The organism is Streptomyces sp. rh34, assembly GCF_002551245.1.
Classification (GTDB): domain Bacteria; phylum Actinomycetota; class Actinomycetes; order Streptomycetales; family Streptomycetaceae; genus Streptomyces.
In genome coordinates, this window is record NZ_NTGZ01000483.1 from 1 (window position 1) to 2179 (window position 2179).

The 2179-nt window shown below is 71.8% G+C and carries 2 protein-coding genes and 1 pseudogene; 2 read left to right on the plus strand and 1 reads right to left on the minus strand.

Annotation, left to right across the window (positions count from 1 at the left end):
• A pseudogene (locus CR470_RS40150) lies at positions 1 to 245 on the minus strand (hypothetical protein); the annotation flags it as partial.
• 212 nt (positions 246 to 457) lie between these two features.
• On the opposite strand from CR470_RS40150, the gene CR470_RS37480 reads away from it, so the two are divergent.
• Positions 458 to 1501 carry an ABC transporter substrate-binding protein gene (locus CR470_RS37480; RefSeq protein ID WP_097872189.1) on the plus strand — a complete coding sequence of 348 codons (1044 nt, stop codon included), beginning with the start codon at positions 458 to 460 and terminating at the stop codon, positions 1499 to 1501.
• A gap of 128 nt (positions 1502 to 1629) precedes the next feature.
• A partial coding sequence (locus tag CR470_RS37485) for a Nif3-like dinuclear metal center hexameric protein (protein WP_143663986.1) occupies positions 1630 to 2179 on the plus strand: 550 nt, incomplete at its 3' end.

The window sequence follows — 2179 nt, forward strand, 5'->3', positions numbered from 1 at the left end:
AGGCCGCCCGCGTCCGCGGCGGATCCGGGCAGGCGGGGAGCGTCGGCCCCGGCCGGCGCCCCGGGGCCGCCGGACCCCTCCGTTTCCGGTTCCCTTCCGTACTCCTCCGGGCCGGACCCCGACCAGGATTCCGCCCCGGACTCCTTCAGGCCGGGTTCCGTACCGGGTTCCGTTCCGGATTCCGTTCCGGATTCCGCCGTCGCGGCGGCCCCGGCGGATCCACCCTCGATGGCACAGGCAGTCATGGACTCGTCACCTCCGGCTACGAAAGCTAGTTTTCGCACTTCCTGCCGAACAACACGAGCCACCTCACTTCACACATAAGGGTGGTGATGCCCGGATTCTCCTGAGGTGGAGGGGGCGAGTGTGCTGGGGAAGGCCGCCGCGTCTATGGTGAGGCGACCCTAACCAAGGGCCCGTGCACCCGCGCACGTACGCGGATCATCTGGAGCAAGCGATGTCCCCTCGACCCCGCGGTACCGCCGCAGTCGCCCTGGCCGTGGCGGCCGCCCTTTCCCTGTCGGCCTGCGGGGGCGGTGACGGCGGCGACGCGGACGCGGCGAAGTCCGACGCGGGCGGCGGCAAGAAGGCCGCCGTCGCCACCGGCGGCAAGGACTTCGCGGACGCGGCGAAGAAGACCGCGGCGTACGGCACCGACGCCGAGGCCGGCGAGTTCCCCCGTACGGTCACCCACGCCATGGGCAGGACCGAGATCAAGGCCGCGCCCGAGCGCGTGGTCGTGCTGGACGTCGGCGAGTTCGACAACGTGGTGTCGCTGGGCCTGAAGCCGGTCGGCTACGCCCCCAGCGAGGGCGACGCGGCCATCCCCTCGTACCTGGCGAAGGGCGCGGGCGAGCCGAAGAGCGTCGGCACCATCAACAGCCTCAACCTCGAAGCCATCGCCGGCCTCAAGCCCGACCTGATCCTCGGCAGCCAGCTCCGCGCGGCGGACAAGTACGACGAGCTGTCCAAGATCGCCCCCACCGTGTTCTCGATCCGTCCGGGCTTCACCTGGAAGGAGAACTACCTCCTCAACGCCCAGGCACTGGACCGCGCGAAGCAGGCCGGGGCGGCGCTCGCCGCGTACGAGGAGAAGGCGAAGAAGCTCGGCGAGGACATCGGCCCCGACAAGCCGACCGTCTCGATGGTCCGCTACATGCCCGACCGTCTCCGCCTCTACGCCAAGGCCTCGTTCATCGGCACGATCCTCGAAGACGTCGGGCTGCCGCGTCCGAAGAACCAGCAGATCAACGACCTCGCCGCCGAGATCAGCCCGGAGCGGATCGACGAGGCGGACGCCGACTGGATCTTCACCGGCGTCTACGGCGACGCGAAGGCCACCCAGCGCGACACCGCCCGGTCCAACCCGCTGTGGAAGAACCTGAAGGCCGTCAAGGAGGGCCGGGCCAAGGACGTCTCCGACGAGACCTGGTACCTGGGCCTCGGCGTCACCTCGGCCGGTCTGGTCCTCGACGACCTCCGCGCCGACCTGGTGAAGTGACCGTCTCCCCGGTACGGGAGCGTCGCGGCGCCCCGGTGAAGTAACGATTCGTGTCCGGCCGCCGGTCCTGGCCCACAGGTCCGGCGGCCAGGGGCGACGGACCACCCCGGACAGGTAGCCTTTCCCCCGTGCCCCGTCTGTCTGAAGTCATCGCCGCCCTCGACGCCCTCTGGCCCTCCGAGCGGGCCGAGGGATGGGACGCGGTCGGGACGGTCTGCGGCGATCCGGACGCGGAGATCGACCGGGTGCTGTTCGCCGTCGACCCGGTCCGCGAGATCGCCGACGAGGCCCGGGAGCTCGGCGCCCAGCTGATCGTCACCCACCACCCGCTCTATCTGCGCGGGACGACGACGGTCGCCGCCGACACCTTCAAGGGCCGGGTCGTCCACACCCTCATCAAGCACGACATCGCGCTCCACGTCGCGCACACCAACGCCGACACGGCGGACCCCGGCGTCTCCGACGCCCTGGCCGGCGCCCTCGACCTGCGGATCACCGGGCCCCTCGTCCCCGACCCCACCGACCCCGAGGGCCGGCGCGGACTCGGCCGGATCTGCGAACTGGACCACCCCGAGACGCTGGCCGCCTTCGCCGCCCGGGCCGCCGCCCGGCTCCCCGCCACCGCGCAGGGCATCCGGCTGGCGGGCGACCCGGAGGCGCTCGTGCGCACCGTCGCCG

What these genes read in the sequence shown, in the direction of transcription:
- CR470_RS37480 (WP_097872189.1), top strand. Translation starts at nt 458, where the DNA reads ATGTCCCCTCGACCCCGCGGTACCGCCGCAGTCGCCCTGGCCGTGGCG.